Origin of the sequence: Aeromonas sp. 600282 (assembly GCF_049175755.1) — a bacterium.
Classification (GTDB): Bacteria; Pseudomonadota; Gammaproteobacteria; order Enterobacterales; family Aeromonadaceae; genus Aeromonas; species Aeromonas veronii_A.
The window spans coordinates 51,116-64,436 of record NZ_JAAKVR010000021.1 but is presented as its reverse complement, the minus strand read 5'-3'; the positions used below and the strand labels follow the sequence as shown (position 1 = coordinate 64,436).

The 13,321-nt window shown below is 61.2% G+C and carries 14 protein-coding genes; 7 read left to right on the top strand and 7 right to left on the bottom strand.

Annotated features, from left to right (window positions below; translation table 11 throughout):
- The first annotated feature begins 71 nt into the window (after window positions 1–71).
- Genes G5137_RS18155 through G5137_RS18145 form a run of 3 tightly spaced genes read left to right on the top strand, consistent with a single transcriptional unit; the run spans window position 72 to window position 1,674 of the window.
- Window positions 72–593, top strand: a complete 522-nt coding sequence (locus G5137_RS18155) for a GNAT family N-acetyltransferase (RefSeq protein WP_421255760.1) — start codon at window positions 72–74, stop codon at window positions 591–593.
- 31 nt (window positions 594–624) lie between these two features.
- Window positions 625–870, top strand: a complete 246-nt coding sequence (locus tag G5137_RS18150) for a DUF3624 domain-containing protein (protein WP_139431265.1) — start codon at window positions 625–627, stop codon at window positions 868–870.
- Window positions 871–927: 57 nt separating this feature from the next.
- Window positions 928–1,674: an SDR family oxidoreductase gene (locus tag G5137_RS18145; RefSeq protein WP_123172293.1), complete on the top strand. Its 747-nt coding sequence runs from the start codon at window positions 928–930 to the stop codon at window positions 1,672–1,674.
- Window positions 1,675–1,735: 61 nt separating this feature from the next.
- On the opposite strand, the gene G5137_RS18140 is transcribed toward G5137_RS18145, so the two are convergent.
- Window positions 1,736–3,208: a C69 family dipeptidase gene (locus G5137_RS18140; RefSeq protein ID WP_421255759.1), complete on the bottom strand. Its 1,473-nt coding sequence runs from the start codon at window positions 3,206–3,208 to the stop codon at window positions 1,736–1,738.
- A gap of 474 nt (window positions 3,209–3,682) precedes the next feature.
- On the opposite strand from G5137_RS18140, the gene G5137_RS18135 reads away from it, so the two are divergent.
- Window positions 3,683–4,108, top strand: coding sequence for a hypothetical protein (locus G5137_RS18135; protein ID WP_421206061.1), 426 nt, complete (start codon window positions 3,683–3,685; stop codon window positions 4,106–4,108).
- Window positions 4,109–4,292: 184 nt separating this feature from the next.
- On the opposite strand, the gene G5137_RS18130 is transcribed toward G5137_RS18135, so the two are convergent.
- Window positions 4,293–4,871 carry a hypothetical protein gene (locus tag G5137_RS18130; RefSeq protein WP_421206062.1) on the bottom strand — a complete coding sequence of 193 codons (579 nt, stop codon included), beginning with the start codon at window positions 4,869–4,871 and terminating at the stop codon, window positions 4,293–4,295.
- A 244-nt stretch (window positions 4,872–5,115) separates the two neighbouring features.
- On the opposite strand from G5137_RS18130, the gene G5137_RS18125 reads away from it, so the two are divergent.
- A complete protein-coding gene (locus G5137_RS18125; RefSeq protein ID WP_198303884.1) occupies window positions 5,116–6,267 on the top strand; it encodes an iron-containing alcohol dehydrogenase in 1,152 nt (383 codons plus the stop codon).
- Between the two features lie 89 nt (window positions 6,268–6,356).
- Here G5137_RS18125 and G5137_RS18120 read toward each other — a convergent pair whose 3' ends face one another.
- From G5137_RS18120 to G5137_RS18105, 4 genes are all read right to left on the bottom strand, one after another.
- Window positions 6,357–6,815, bottom strand: coding sequence for a methylglyoxal synthase (locus tag G5137_RS18120; protein ID WP_005363178.1), 459 nt, complete (start codon window positions 6,813–6,815; stop codon window positions 6,357–6,359).
- Window positions 6,816–6,903: 88 nt separating this feature from the next.
- The gene (locus G5137_RS18115; protein WP_421255758.1) at window positions 6,904–9,015 is read right to left on the bottom strand and encodes a DUF885 domain-containing protein; all 2,112 of its coding nucleotides are present in this window, start codon (window positions 9,013–9,015) and stop codon (window positions 6,904–6,906) included.
- A 202-nt stretch (window positions 9,016–9,217) separates the two neighbouring features.
- Entirely contained in the window at window positions 9,218–9,697 is a 480-nt protein-coding gene (gene bfr / locus G5137_RS18110; RefSeq protein ID WP_005335967.1) for a bacterioferritin, read from the bottom strand.
- 144 nt (window positions 9,698–9,841) lie between these two features.
- Window positions 9,842–10,048: a bacterioferritin-associated ferredoxin gene (locus tag G5137_RS18105; protein ID WP_111901511.1), complete on the bottom strand. Its 207-nt coding sequence runs from the start codon at window positions 10,046–10,048 to the stop codon at window positions 9,842–9,844.
- A 136-nt stretch (window positions 10,049–10,184) separates the two neighbouring features.
- Between G5137_RS18105 and G5137_RS18100 the strand changes: the two genes are divergently transcribed.
- Both G5137_RS18100 and G5137_RS18095 read left to right on the top strand, forming a co-directional pair.
- Entirely contained in the window at window positions 10,185–10,496 is a 312-nt protein-coding gene (locus G5137_RS18100; protein WP_005354958.1) for an HlyU family transcriptional regulator, read from the top strand.
- Complete coding sequence (locus tag G5137_RS18095) at window positions 10,493–12,559, top strand: tRNA(Met) cytidine acetyltransferase TmcA (RefSeq protein WP_421255757.1); 2,067 nt, start codon at window positions 10,493–10,495, stop codon at window positions 12,557–12,559. Before G5137_RS18100 ends, G5137_RS18095 begins: the two co-directional genes overlap by 4 nt.
- On the opposite strand, the gene G5137_RS18090 is transcribed toward G5137_RS18095, so the two are convergent.
- Entirely contained in the window at window positions 12,546–13,265 is a 720-nt protein-coding gene (locus tag G5137_RS18090) for an SDR family NAD(P)-dependent oxidoreductase (RefSeq protein ID WP_421255756.1), read from the bottom strand. The genes G5137_RS18095 and G5137_RS18090 overlap by 14 nt on opposite strands.
- Window positions 13,266–13,321 lie beyond the last annotated feature (56 nt).

Below are 13,321 nucleotides of genomic sequence, written 5' to 3'. Positions count from 1 at the left end.
GACGCCTTGGTAACTTGTGATACAAGTCGCATTTTTGGTGCTGAGGATAAATAACTGAACAAGGACTCCCCGTGTTGACCGTACGTGCGGCCCGAACCGATGATCTGGGCGCCATCGTTAATCTGGAACGCTACTGTTTTCCCCCCGAAGTCGCCTTTGGCCGCAGCCGCTGGCACTATCTGCTGGCCCACGCCAAGGGGCGCACCCTGTTACTGCTGGACGAGAAACATCAGCTGATGGGCTATCTCTGCCTGCTGGAGCACAGAGGCTGGGATCGGCTGGTCATTCAGGCGCTGGCTATCCGCTGGACGGTGCGTCGTCTGGGCTGGGCGCGGCGTCTGCTGGAGCAGGTGATCCGCGAGGGCAAGGCCGCTGGCTGGGGGGCGATTCGCCTCGAAGTGGGGGACGCCAACGAAGAGGCGCTGGCGCTCTATCAGGGATTGGGATTTCGTCCCCAGCAGCGGCTGGCGGACTACTATGGCCGCGACCAGCACGCCCACCGACTGGTGCTGCCGCTGGTGAGCGACGATGAGCGTGAGCGGCGCAGAGTGGCTCGCACTCTGGCGCGCAAGCTGTCTTCGCAGGCCAACTGATCATGTTGAACGAGCAACATCGAGGAGCAAGATGAGCTGCGACAACTGTCTTGCCACCGCCATCAGGGCCAAGCTGGGGCGCTGCCCGCTCTGTGCCGGCCAGACCTTTGCCATCGGCATGGTCGGCTGGCTGGTCTGGTGGTGGTGTGGCGCCGACACTTCGGTCAACGCCCTCACCGCCCTGCTGTTTGCGCTGGGTGGCTCGGCACTCTTTCTGCTCCATCTGGCGGTGTTTGTCTGGCGCAAGGCGACCGGACGTGAATTGAGCGATGAATAAATCAGATTGGTTTCAACAACATAAATAACAATATCGGTTGAGATAATGGAGGTTCAGATGATAGCAATGGTAACGGGCGCCTCGTCCGGTTTTGGTGAGTCCATCAGCCGCCAGCTGGTGCAGGCGGGCTACAAGGTGATCGGTACCGGTCGCCGCGCCGAGCGGCTGGCCGCGCTGGCCGACGAGCTGGGCGAGCAGTTCCTGCCGCTGGCGTTCGACGTGCAAGACAAGGCGGCCACCCGCGCTGCCATCGCTGCTCTGCCAGCCGAGTGGAGCGAGGTGGATCTGCTGGTCAACAACGCCGGTCTGGCGCTGGGGTTGGAGCCGGCCCACAAGGCGGATCTGGAAGATTGGGAGCAGATGATCGCCACCAACATCAGCGGTCTGACCCTGCTCACCCGCCTGCTGCTGCCGGGCATGGTGGCGCGCAATCGCGGTCACGTCATCAATATCGGCTCCATCGCCGGCACCTACCCCTATCCGGGCGGCAACGTCTACGGCGCCACCAAGGCGTTCGTGAAGCAGTTCAGCCTCAACCTGCGTGCCGATCTGGCGGGCACCGCCATCCGCGTCACCAACGTGGAGCCGGGCCTGTGCGGCGGCACCGAGTTCTCCAACGTGCGCTTCCACGGTGATGATGCCAAGGCGGCCTCCGTCTATCAGGGGGTGGAGGCGATCCAGCCGGAAGATATCGCCAATACCGTGCTCTGGGTCAGCCAGCAACCGGCCCACGTCAACATCAACAGCATCGAGATCATGCCGGTGGCGCAGACCTTCGGCCCGCTCAATATCAGCCGTCGCTGATTGCAGGATTGGCTGAAACGAAAGAGGCTCCCGTGGGAGCCTCTTTGCGTTGGCGAGCCGGTCACAGGCTCATGATCTTCTTGAACTCCTCCGGCGAATACTTCTTCTCGGTGCGCTTGGTGAGATCCGTCATCAGCTTGTAGCGCAGCGTTTTGGCCATCTGATAGGTCTGCTCCAACTGGCCATAAGAGTAGTCGGCGGCCAGCCCGATGGCGGTAGCCTTGTCGCTGGCATAGGCCTGCTTCAGGCTCTTGTCGAGCAGGGCCACCTCTTTGTAAAGCTTGCTGCTCTCCTTGCTCCAGACGCCGCGCAGCAGCGGCAGGTACTTGTCCGGATCCGCGCTGGCCAGCGCGGTCAGGCTGCGGAACTGCCAGTAGGCGGAATCATCGGAGTAGCTGTCGCTGCCGGTGCGATAGGGCAGGGGGTAGGATTCCAGGGTGTTGTAGAGCGGCACCATCACAGATTCGGCCAGCACGCCGTAGCTCTGCCAGATCAATCCCTGCAGCTCTTTGGGCATCTCCTTGCGCAGCTGGATGACGTGGGATTCGAGCTGGCGATCGACGCGGATCGGCCGCTCCGCCTTGCCCGCGAGCGGCGTACCGTCATAGGTGGCGCTCAGCACCTTGGCCACGTCCGGCACGGCGATGGGGGCATCTGGTTTCATAAAGAGCGGATATTGCGCCTGCCGGGTCGCTTGTTTGTGGGAGGCCGTCAGCATGTTCTGGCCGAGCCACTCCCGATCCACGTTGTAGGGATCGGCAATCACTCCGAACGCCTTGGCGAAGTTGAACTCTTTCGGGTCGGCGTTATCCAGCAGTTTGTGCTCGCGCACGAACTCCAGCAGCTTGGGCGAGTGCAGCACATCGGCGCTGTCGAGATTGACGCCGTGGATGCGCAAGCCGTTGGCCACCATGGCGTAGCTGTCGTCCGGCACCCGTACCGCGATCCAGTGGTGGCCGGAGCCGATCTCCATCAGCCAGGCCTCGTTCACATCCGCCAGATAGAGGCTGTTGCCCTCACCGGCGCCATATTGCTCCACATAGCGGCCAAGCAGCTCGACCCCCTCTTTGGCCGTCCTGGCCTGCGGCAGGATCAGGGTCGGGATGATGGCTTCAATTACTCCCTTCTCGATCAGCGGATCGGCTTTTTGGGCCTTGTCGTTGACCTCGGCACTGGTGGTGGCCGAAATGGCGACGTTGAACTCGTTGATGCCGCGCTCTTCATAATATTTGCCTGCTGGGTCGCTGCTGGTTGCATCCCAGTCGTGGATGGCGGAGTAGGCTAAGAACGCCTTGGGCATCGGCACTTCCAGCCCGTTGCCCAGTTTCCAGCGTTTGCCCTCGTTCTGCTGCGCGGGCCGGAAGGCGAGGTACTTGTTCCAGTTGTTGACGCCAAAATCCTCGTTTCTGGCGATCATCACGCTGCCGTCGGCGCTGGCTGCCTTGCCGACGATAAGGCCGGTACAGGCGTCGGCACTGGTGCAAAGCAGGGTGAGCAGGGTGGCGGAGAGAAGACTCAAAGTGTGTTTTTTCATAGGTGTACCCGAAGGGTTGCGGTGAGTGAGAGTCAGACGAGGGGATGAGGTGTGAGGAGGCTGCAACTCCGAACTGGCAGCGGAGTGAGCACGACAGATTGGTCTGCCTGTTATTGGTTTTTCGAACAGATCATCCATGACACGGCTGGCTGGTTGTGATGTGCGCCAAAATTGTATTCCTGAGTGGTTGTTTATTTTGTGATCGAGCTGCGGTTCCTGACTTTTCTCTGGCATCGTGGCGCGTGGACGGCAAAATGTGCCAAAACAGCGTGAGCTGGCAGCAGATGAGTCATGATTCTGACGCCAGCCTTGCGTGTGGGGCGTGGTGAGATCCGCCATAGCGCGGGATCTTGCACCATCTGACAAGTTGGCCTGTAACTTGCTGGTTTCATTGATAATGGTGGGGCATGACGCCCCATGTGACCGGATCAGCCTGTGCCCATTGCCGCAGATGCGCACTGAATTGGAGCCCCCATGGATATCAAACCCTACAGCCAGCAGCTTGCCCAGAGCGCCTCCAACAACCGCGCCCTCGCTACCCTCAACAGTGCCAGTAGCGGCGGTCAGGGCGGTGGCTGGGAGGAGATGGTCAGCCTCTCCACCCAGCGCATGACCGGCCAGGCCCAGCAGGTGCTGACCTACGAACATCTGGCCAAGAACAACAAGTTGCCACCGGCGCTGGATATGAGCTCCGACAAGGGGGGCGTGGTGCAGCAACTGGTGGACAAGGCGCTCGGTTTCGATCGCAAGAAGTTCAACGAGATCGAAGAGAAGCTCAAGACCATCGCCGATAACAAGAAGCTGACGCCGGAAGAGCGGGCGGAGCAGAGCAAGCCGCTCAACGAGCAGAAAGAGGCGATGCTGAAAGAGGCGATGGGTCGCCTGACCGGTCAGAAATAGAGTGGCAGCAGCGTACCGATTTGGTCGGCAAATCGGTTGAGAAGAGGCAAGATCTTGCCCGGCATTGTGGATGGAGTGAATAGGCTGGATCATGAACAGCGGGAGGCCATATTGCCTCCCGCTTTGTATAGATGCATGTTGTTAACGAGTGATGTGCCAGTGTGCCGATGCGGCCTGAACGGGACTACTCGGTAGCGACTATGCCGATCCCGATAGCCTTGGTTTGGACCGCCTTGAGCTGATCACCTTCTGCGACCAGATTAAACTGCTCCGGGTTGTTGATCTTGATGGTCATGGTCTCATCCACCCCCCTGACGGTGACGGTCTGCTGTTGTTTGTCCAGCCCGATGACATCGGCATAAATAGTTACTCTCATGCCGACACCGGCCCCCGGTTTCTGGTCTGCTCCGGCGCGTTCGCCATCCACTTCTACTATCCGTTTTCTTATGCCGGCGGTGCCTTTCAGTAGTTCTATATCGAGCATCTGCAGATACTTGAGTGCGACCTTGTCCCCGACCTTGATGTTCGGCAGATTGGCAACCTGTTCGCCAGCAAAGATATCGAAGGTTTCGCCTTCTGCGTTTTTCAGAGTGACTTTGCGGGTTTCCATATCGATGGCGGTCACGGTGGCACTCGCCGTGACCGCCTCAACCAGACTGGCCTGCCCCGGGGTTGAGGCGATTTCGGTGGTGATCTCGGCGGCTTGAGCCAGCGTGGTCGAGAGGGTAAACAGACCTGCAATCCATGCATGCTTCAGTTTCATGTTTCAGACCTTCCTGTATGGCGAGGGAGTGGATAACCGTGACGGGGGCAGCAGGATGGGAAAGTGATGGGAAGCCTGATTGCCAAGGTGCTGCCCGCCCTCCTGACAGACCATAGCAGAGCCATGCCTGAAAATGCCTCGGCCAAGACCGGCAATCTCCATTTTGATAGCCAGCTCCCGTTTTTGACCTGGCGGGGCTGCAGGCGCACAATGTTCGCGCATTGAGCCAGTCGAGGAGTCCGCCGTGTACAACTTCCAATATGCCAATCCGACCCGCATCTGTTTCGGCGAGGGGCAGATCGCCAGCCTGCCCGAACTGATCCCGCCCGGCAGCCGGCTGCTGGTGCTCTACGGCGGCGGCAGCATCAAGCAAAACGGCGTCTATGAGCAGCTGACCCGGGCGCTGGAAGGGGTGACGTGGCGGGAGTTCTCCGGCATCGGCGCCAATCCCAGATACGAGCTGTTGATGGAGGCGGTGGCGCTGGTGAAGCGTGAGCGCATCGACTTCCTGCTGGCGGTCGGTGGCGGCTCCGTGGTGGATGGCACCAAGTTTGTCGCGGCGGCCGCCTGCTACGAGGGGGATGAACCCTGGGATATTTGCGGCAAGCAGGCGAGCGTGCACAAGGCGCTGCCGATGGGCTGCGTGCTGACCCTGCCGGCAACCGGCTCCGAGAGCAATCCCACCTCGGTGGTGAGCCGGGGGGATGTGAAGATCTCCTTCAGAAGCCCGCTGGTGCAGCCGCAATTTGCGGTGCTCGATCCGGCGACCACCTACAGTCTGCCGCCGCGCCAGACCGGCAACGGGGTGGTGGATGCCTTCGTCCATATCGCCGAGCAGTACCTCACCTTCCCGGTGGGTGGCGAGGTGCAGGACAGACTGGCGGAGGGGCTGCTGCAGGTGCTGGTGGAGAATGGCCCCAGGGCGCTGGCGGAGCCGACCAACTATCAGGTGCGGGCCAATCTGATGTGGGCGGCCAGTTTGGCGCTCAACGGCCTTATCGGTTGCGGAGTGCCGCAGGATTGGGCCTCCCACGCCATCGGCCATCAGCTGACGGCGCTTTACGGGCTCGACCACGGCCAGAGCTTGGCGGTGGTGCTCCCTTCGCTGCTGCGTGAGCGGGCGAGCCAGAAGCAGGACAAGCTGGCCCAGTTTGCCGAGCGGGTGTGGCATTCGACCCGCGAGGACAAGGCCCTGCGCATCGAGGAGGCGATTATCCGCACCGAGCAATTCTTCCAGAAGATGGGACTGGGGACCCGGCTTGCCGACTATGGCCTCAGCGAAAGCTGCATTCCGGCGGTCTGCTCCAACCTCAAGCGGGTGGGGCGCACCGCACTCGGGGAGCAGCAGGATATCGACCCGGATCGGGTGGCACGCATTCTCGCCCGGGCGCTATAAGCCGGCGCCGGTTTGTGTCCCTGGCTGATTCATTTTCCCAATAAAAGAGGGCCGCTTGTTGCGGCCCTCTTGCATCACGGGTTAGCCGATCACTCGGTGCGTGCCTTCAGATAACCGGCGTAATCCGGGATCTGTACGCTGAACGCTTGCCGCATATGGGGGCTGTCCATGATGAAGTCGGCGGTCGCTTCGTTGGTGGCGACCGGGATGTTCCAGACTGCCGCGAGGCGGAGCAGCGCCTTCACGTCCGGATCGTGGGGCACCGCATTGAGGGGATCCCAGAAGAAGATCAGCACATCGATCTTCCCTTCGGCGATCAGGGCGCCGAGCTGCTGGTCGCCCCCCATGGGGCCGGAGAAGAGGCAGGTGATGGGCAGTTGCGCCTTCTTGCCGAGCATGGTGCCGGTGGTGCCGGTCGCATAGAGATGGTGGAGCTTGAGCTCCTCCTTGCGGCGCATTACCCAGTTCAGCAGAGGGGTCTTCATGTTGTCGTGAGCCACCAGTGCCACCCGTTTGTGGGGTGCCATCTCGCGTGCAATCTGTTCCATGGAAATCGTCCGTAGCATTGTTATTGGAAGAGAGCCGTATCCTAATCGAAAGCGGCGCCCGTTGCCTTGCCGGGCGCCGTAACTGTGATCACTTCGACTGTTCAATCCACTGCTTGTTCTTCTGCTCCAGCACCGAGATGGGCAACATGCCGTATTCCAGCACATGGTGGTGGAACGCCTTGAGGTCAAAGTCTCCGCCCAGTGCCTGCTCTGCCGACTCCCGCATCCGGATCAGCGCCAGCTGGCCTGCCTTGTAGGAGGTTGCCTGGCCGGTGTAGGCCATGTAGCGCGGCACCTCGGAGCTGATGTCCCCCGCTCCCAGCGCCGAGTTCTCCTTCATGTAGCTGACGGCCTGGTCGTGGCTCCAGCCATACCAGTGGATACCGGTATCCACCACCAGCCGCATAGCCCTCAGCATCTCCTCGTTGAGGCGGCCGAAGTACTGCAGCTGGTTGTTGAAGGCGGACGATCCCTCGACCTTCACGTCCCCCACCGCCGGATCATAGAGACCGCGCCCCTGATAGAGCCCCATGTCGTGATCCGCCAGGTATTCGGTGTAGAGCGCCCAGCCCTCCGCATAGGCGGTGTAGGAGGCGTTCGCCACGTACTGCGGGAAGTCGGGATCCTTGGCGGCCAGCTCCTGGGCGATGGTGATCTGGAAGTGGTGGCCCGGCGCCGCCTCGTGGGCCAGCAGGGTGCTGATGTTCCAGCTCTGCAGACCATAGGGGTAGTAGGTGTTGAGGAAGAACAGCCCCTTGCGGCCGGTCTGCGGGTTGCCGTCCTGATACCAGGCCACCCCGCCGTATGGCGCATCTTCATAGGAGACGGGCACCACCTCGTAATCCAGCTTGGGAATGGTACGCTCGGCATCGAAGAAGTCAGGCAGCACCAGCGCCGCCTTGCTCTTGAAGGTATTGTACTCCTGCAGTGCCCGCTCATGTTCGGCCAGCGCCTGCTGCTGCGGCCCGCTCAGGGTCGCACCGGCTGCATTGTCCGGGTTGAGGCCGGCGGACCAGACCGCCAGCGGGTTCTGGTAGAAGAAGGCCGGCTCGTTCAGATAGCGGAAGAAGGCGTAAATCTGGCCGCTCTGTTTGCTCTGAGCCACATCGTCGCTGTCACACTTGCCGACGGTATGGCACACCTTGACCATGGCGCCGAAGATCCGCTCCACCTCGCTCAGCCCAAGTGCATGCACCTGCTCCGGCGTCATGTCGGTGGTGGTGTGCTTCTTCAGCAGCCAGCGATACCAGTCTCGCCCGTTGGTCATGCCACAGAAACCGTCGTCACACTCGCCACTACCCAAGCGCACTGCATAGGCGCCGCCATGCTGGTAATCCAGATAGTCGCGCAGCGCCAGATAGCGGGTGTTGATGCTGTCCAGCACCCCCTTGTACTCGCTGCGCAGCGCCTCGTCCGCCTCTCCCGGCAGTTGCTGCCAGCCGAGATAGGCGCCGGCGATCGCCTCCCCATCCAGCTTGCTGTTGAGCTGGGCCAGCAGCCGGTCCACCAGCTCGTCCGGCAGGGTGTTGCCCTGAGCGCTGCCCAGTTCGAACTGGTGCTTCACCTCGGCAAGGTAGCCGTTATAGGCCTTGAGCCAGGTGAGGTGCTCCTGATACCAGGCCTGCGGGGTCATTGTTGTCTTTGCTCGAGTTGCCATTGCAAGTGCCGGCGCTGTGTCTGTACGGTCGAGATCCCGTCGCCATGCTCCATCACCCGGCGTGACCCTGTCGGCCGAGCTGTGCTCGAAATAGTCGAAGCCACTGCTGACGGTGCGAGCCGCTTTGCCGCTGGCAGGGGCTGCTCCGACGTCATCTGCCAGATCCACCACGCGGTTGCGGAAGTGATGGATCGGGATCTGGGATTGGGGTAAATCGTATCCTTCAAGATTGATCTGCAAGTCCCAGCGGATCATGTCGTAGAACAGCCGATCCCGCTCACTTAGCACCGTGGGATCCAGAGCATTCAGTCGTTGGAGCAGTGAGCTGTCGAGTGCTTTGCGCTTGGCGATGCTGGTGGCATCGATGGCAAAACCGTAGGGGTCGAGCGACTGGCTCTCTCGCAGGGCTTCATCCATGGTCTGCATCAGGGATGCCTTGGTGGCTGCGGGATCTGCAGGTGCGTTCGAGCTGTTGTCATTGCAGGCGGCAAGAGACAGGGCAATGGCGCAGGCTAGCGCGAGCTTGTTGGGTAGGAAGTGCATGATGTAGTCCTTTCACATGTTGTTATTGTATGTCCCTGTGAGGGGCCCCAATAGTGCAACTCCCAAGCGTCTGTTTTTGCGATCTGAATAGCAAAAATACGCTTATTTTTCATGCTGATAAGTGGCGTGAAAAGCTATGCAGCCAGACATTAAAAAACCCGCCTGAGCGGGTTTTTTAACCGTTTTTTCATGCCATAACTATTCAGGATGAACCATGGTGCAGTTGCGACTGCTGGTAGTTCTCCAGCCCGATGCGATCGATAAGGTCTAGCTGGGTCTCCAGCCAGTCCACGTGTTCCTCCTCATCCTCCAGGATCTCCTGGAACAGGTCGCGGCTGATGTAGTCCTGCACCGACTCGGCGTAGGCGATGGCTACCTTGAGGTCGGGGATGGCATCCATCTCCAGCGAGAGGTCGCAGCGCAACATCTCTTCGACGGTCTCGCCGATGCGCAGCTTGCCCAGATCCTGCAAATTGGGCAGCCCTTCGAGAAACAGCACGCGCTTGACCAGCTCGTCGGCGTGTTTCATCTCATCGATAGACTCGTGATACTCCTTGTGCCCGAGCGCCTTGAGGCCCCAGTCATCGTAGATGCGGGCGTGCAGGAAGTATTGGTTGATGGCAATCAGCTCATTGGCCAGCACCTTGTTGAGGTGGGCAATGATCTTGGGATCTCCTTTCATCGACAGTGCTCCTTGGTTCGTGCCTGAGGCTCCGATCGTTAGAGCTTAGTCCAGAAAAGTGACAACAAGAGGTCTGGCGAGCCAGCTCGCCTGAGAAAAGGGGTGACCCTGTTGGCGGGTCGCATCAGAAAAGAGGTGTCCGGATCACGCCACTTCGTAGTAGAGCACGGGTTGCTCCTGCTCCAGCTTGTCGAGCTCGGCGGCGATGATCTCCATGGTCATGCGCACGCACTTGCCACATTGGGCGCCCACCTCGAGCGACTGCTTGAGCTGGCGGAATTCGCTTTTACCTGACTGCACCGCTTTGCGGATCTGGGTATCTGTGATGCCGCGGCACAAACAGACGTACATGATGGTCACCTCTTGTGGAATGAGATGAAATCTAAATGAGAATGGTTCGTAGTGCAAATAACCATTGGTAATAAGATCCCCTGCTTGCCACTGTGCAACCCCTTGGGGACAATGCTGGCAACCAGAGGAGATCACCATGCTCAAGAAACTGTTCAGTGCCCTGTTCGGGGGCGAGCCGACCAAGGCGCCGGAAGTCACTCCCACCGAATATGCCGGCTATCTCATCTATCCGGAGCCCATGGCGGAAGGGGGTCAGTACCGATTGGCAGGGCGTATCACCAAGGAGCTGGACGGCGTGCTGCAAACCCACCGTTTCATCCGCTCCGATCTGTTTGCCAATCCGGCCGATGCCGAGCGTTTCATGGTGCAGAAGGCCCACACCTTTATCGATCAGATGGGAGATCGCATGTTCGAGCCCCGCAAACCGGCTGACAGCCAAGCTTCATGACATTGCAAGAGGTCACCCTGCTGCGCGAGGCGCTGGCCCGCGCCGGTGAGCGGCGCCTGATCTGGCTGGAGGGGGAGGATGCTGAGTGCATTGCCCGCGCCCAATCCCTGCTCGGCGAGACCGTCTTCTGGCTGGGTGCCGGGCCCGAGCATTATGCTCCGCAACCAGCAGCCAAGGCGCTGCAGCGGCTCGGTCAGGAGTGCGACACGCTGGTGTTCAACGCCTTCAGCGGCTTTCATCCCGACGCCTTCGGGGCGCTGGCGGGCACTCTATGCGCCGGTGGCTTGCTGTTGCTGCTGACGCCGCCCAGAGTAGAGTGGCCTTCATGGCCGGATCCCGACCGGATCCGGCTGGTGGCCCAGCCGGAGGAGGCGGGCCGGGCCGGCCACGCCTTTATCGCCCGGCTGGTGCGGTTGCTGGCGGGGGATCCTGCCCTCTCTCTGGAGCCGCCGGTTTGCTCGCAGCCGTGGCAACCGATTGGGCCCGCACGCAGGCTGAGCTGCGATCAGGCACGGGCACTGCCTGCCATCCACAAGGTGTTGCAGGGCCATCGTCGTCGGCCGTTGGTGCTGAGCGCCGACCGCGGTCGTGGCAAGAGTGCGCTGCTGGGGCTGGCTGCCGCCGAGTTGCTGCGCCAGCAACCCTCGCTGAACATAGTGGTGACGGCCCCCTCACAGGCAACGGTAGCGACCCTGTTTGCCCACGCCGCTCGCGGGCTAGATACTACGCCTGAACAGCTGACCGGACTGAGCTACTGCTCGCCGGATCGGCTGGTGCACGAGGCGATTAATCCCGATCTGCTGCTGGTGGATGAAGCGGCCGCCATTCCGACCCCGCTGCTCGAGGCCATGCTTGCCCGCCAAAGTCGCATCGTGTTTGCCACCACCGAGCACGGTTACGAGGGGACGGGGCGCGGTTTTCACCTGCGCTTCAAGCGTGTGCTCGATAGCCAGACCCCGGAGTGGCAGGAGATCCGCCTCTCTGAACCCATTCGCTGGAGTGAGCGTGATCCACTGGAGCCGCTGATTTTCCGCCTGCTCGGCCTCAATGCCGAAGTCGCAATGCCCTTGCCGCCGACCAGCCCGAGCTGGCGTCTGGTCAATCAGGAGGCGCTGGAGAGCGACGAGACGTTGCTCAACCAGCTGTTCGGCCTGCTGGTGCTGGCTCACTACCAGACTACGCCGAGCGATCTCAGATCCCTGCTGGAGAGCCCGGATCTCGATATCCATCTGCTGGAGCAGGACGAGAGCCTGCTGGGTGTGGCCTTGGTGGCGCGGGAAGGGGAGATAGAGCCCGAGCTGGCCGAGGCGATCTGGGCCGGACGCCGCCGTCCGCGCGGCCATCTGCTGCCCCAGTCGTTGCTGGCCCACGCCGGTTTCAAAACGGCGGGGGGGCGCAGCTACGCCCGGGTGATGCGCATCGCCATCCATCCCGAGCTGCATCGCCACGGTCTGGGGTCGCTGCTGCTTGGCAAGCTTGAGGAGCACTATCGCCAGATTGGCACCGACTACCTCGGCTCGGCTTTTTCGGCCAGCGCCGACCTGCTCCCTTTCTGGCGTAAGGCCGGGCTGGAGGTGCTGCGCATCGGCCTGCAGCGGGATGCCGCCAGCGGCTGCCACGCAGCCCTGCTGCTCAAAGCGCTGAAACCCGGGCATGAGCCCGAGCTGGATCAGTGGCAGCAGCGTTTTGTACGCCAGCTGCCGACCCTGCTGGCGGGTGAGTTGAAAGGATTGGATCCCGAGCTGGTATGGCAATGTCTGCAAGGCAGCACCGCTACCGCAGCGGAGCTTGGCGAGTACGAGCGCGATGAGGTTGAGTGCTTTGCCCTGCATCACAAGCCATTCGAACTGAGCCAATCCAGCTTGCAGTTGTGGTTGGCGCGCAATCTGGATGTGCTGGCTTCGCTGACTCCTGACGAGCGTTATCTGCTGATCGCAGCCATCTGGCAATACGCAGAGTGGGGAATGCTGGCCGCGAGGTTGCAACTGGTGGGCAAGCCCGCTGTGATCAAGAGTTTGCGGGCACTGCTGGCGCGTCTCCTGATCTCCCCTACCACTCGATAGGTTTGCCCTGCCAGTCGAGAAAGCTCAGCTCGCCATCCGGTTGCAGCCGGTTCATCAGGTTAATCAGATGGTCGGCTACCAGCTCGGGGCTCTGCACATTTCCCGCCGGTACATTGGCGTGAAACGGGCGAGAGAGTTGGGTATCCACGGTGCCGGGGTGGAAAGCCAGCAATTTGACGCCGGGGGCCCGCCGGGCCAGCTCGATGGCGGCACACTTGAGCAGCATGTTGAGGGCAGCCTTGGATGCACGATAGCCATACCAGCCGCCTGTTCGGTTGTCGCCAATGCTGCCGACCCGGGCACTGAGAACGGCCAGAGTGCAAGGCTCGCGGCCAAACAGCGGTAACAACTGGCTGATCCAGCGCAGCGGCAACAGGGCGTTGGTCTGGTAGAGGCGGGTCATGGCATCGAGATTGATTGCTTCGAGTCGCTTCTCTGGCTGGATTTCCCCCTGATGCAGGATGCCGTTGCAGATCACCACCCTGTGCGGTTTCGGTGCCAACTCCGCGATGCGGGCTACCGCAGTTGCCATCTGCTCATCGCTGTAATCACAACATAGCCAGTGCAGGGCTGGCGAAGAGGCTCCTGCTGGTGCGGGCTGACGGCTGATGGCAATCACTGGCCCGACACCCTCCGCCAACCAGTGTGCGACCAGCGCCGCCCCGATACCGCCAGAAGCGCCAATCACGACGATACCTTCACTCATCTCAGGCTCCTTGTGAGTGCATGATGGATTTCACCATCCGCCAATGTTGTCCTGAT

Excerpts from the sequence above, each read along its gene's own strand:
- G5137_RS18135 (WP_421206061.1), top strand. The coding sequence starts at position 3,683 with ATGGATATCAAACCCTACAGCCAGCAGCTTGCCCAGAGCGCCTCCAAC.
- G5137_RS18150 (WP_139431265.1), top strand. The coding sequence starts at position 625 with ATGAGCTGCGACAACTGTCTTGCCACCGCCATCAGGGCCAAGCTGGGG.
- G5137_RS18100 (WP_005354958.1), top strand. The coding sequence starts at position 10,185 with ATGCTCAAGAAACTGTTCAGTGCCCTGTTCGGGGGCGAGCCGACCAAG.
- G5137_RS18105 (WP_111901511.1), bottom strand. The coding sequence starts at position 10,048 with ATGTACGTCTGTTTGTGCCGCGGCATCACAGATACCCAGATCCGCAAA.
- G5137_RS18140 (WP_421255759.1), bottom strand. The coding sequence starts at position 3,208 with ATGAAAAAACACACTTTGAGTCTTCTCTCCGCCACCCTGCTCACCCTG.
- G5137_RS18120 (WP_005363178.1), bottom strand. The coding sequence starts at position 6,815 with ATGGAACAGATTGCACGCGAGATGGCACCCCACAAACGGGTGGCACTG.
- G5137_RS18095 (WP_421255757.1), top strand. The coding sequence starts at position 10,493 with ATGACATTGCAAGAGGTCACCCTGCTGCGCGAGGCGCTGGCCCGCGCC.
- G5137_RS18090 (WP_421255756.1), bottom strand. The coding sequence starts at position 13,265 with ATGAGTGAAGGTATCGTCGTGATTGGCGCTTCTGGCGGTATCGGGGCG.
- G5137_RS18115 (WP_421255758.1), bottom strand. The coding sequence starts at position 9,015 with ATGCACTTCCTACCCAACAAGCTCGCGCTAGCCTGCGCCATTGCCCTG.
- bfr (WP_005335967.1), bottom strand. The coding sequence starts at position 9,697 with ATGAAAGGAGATCCCAAGATCATTGCCCACCTCAACAAGGTGCTGGCC.
- G5137_RS18145 (WP_123172293.1), top strand. The coding sequence starts at position 928 with ATGATAGCAATGGTAACGGGCGCCTCGTCCGGTTTTGGTGAGTCCATC.
- G5137_RS18130 (WP_421206062.1), bottom strand. The coding sequence starts at position 4,871 with ATGAAACTGAAGCATGCATGGATTGCAGGTCTGTTTACCCTCTCGACC.